Origin of the sequence: Frankia canadensis, assembly GCF_900197875.1 — a bacterium.
Taxonomy (GTDB): domain Bacteria; phylum Actinomycetota; class Actinomycetes; order Frankiales; family Frankiaceae; genus Frankia; species Frankia canadensis.
In genome coordinates this window covers 1-640 of sequence record NZ_FZMO01000508.1, presented here as the reverse complement: position 1 = coordinate 640, position 640 = coordinate 1, and the positions used below count along the sequence as shown (strand labels likewise).

Below are 640 nucleotides of genomic sequence, written 5' to 3'. Positions count from 1 at the left end.
CAGCCATTACAGTCGACCCCGAGAAGATCACCGCATTCATCGGTGCATCCAGGCTCAGGGCACTCGGCCATCGGCCCGACTGCGGTGATCGTGTCACCGGTGACGGCGACATAACCGCGGTCGAGAACCCTGCGTTGCGGGTCCATCGTCACGACGCGGGCATCGCGGACCAGCAGGGGCGACGGCATGAGCAGCTCCGAATGCGCACGCGAACAGGGCTGCCGGGCGTCGCTGACCAGCGGAAACTGAGACTAGCGTAGGCGGCGCTGTTGCATTGGCCGGGCGCGGCGGCCGATCAGGCCCGATCAAGTGATGCGTCGTTGTCGTACTCGCCCACCGACTCCGGCCTCGGAGTTCACGGGATTCCGGTTCCCGCCGGACGTGATCGTGCTGGCAGTGGGCTGGTACCTGCGCTACGCCCTGTTCTAACGCGCTGAGCGACGTCAGCCGGAAGGGGCCGGGTTCACGCTGCGTGAGATTACGCGGACCCCAGTATGGGTACGAGCAGTAACCATGACAGCACAGAAAGTGAAGCGCTGGGAGGGTGGGGCGCGGATGAAGCCGCTGGTCCGCCTCGGCATCGGTGTGAGCTGTGCGGTGGCGGTCGCGGGGCTACCCACGCCCGCGCGGGCCGCGTCGG

2 pseudogenes are annotated in these 640 nt (G+C 67.2%); one reads left to right on the top strand and one right to left on the bottom strand.

From position 1 onward, the window contains the following. A pseudogene (locus tag C1A33_RS35990) lies at positions 1–188 on the bottom strand (hypothetical protein); the annotation flags it as partial. Positions 189–312: 124 nt separating this feature from the next. Here C1A33_RS35990 and C1A33_RS26965 point away from each other — a divergent pair. Then, positions 313–423, top strand: a pseudogene (locus tag C1A33_RS26965) (IS6 family transposase); the annotation flags it as partial. Between the last annotated feature and the right edge of the window lie 217 nt (positions 424–640).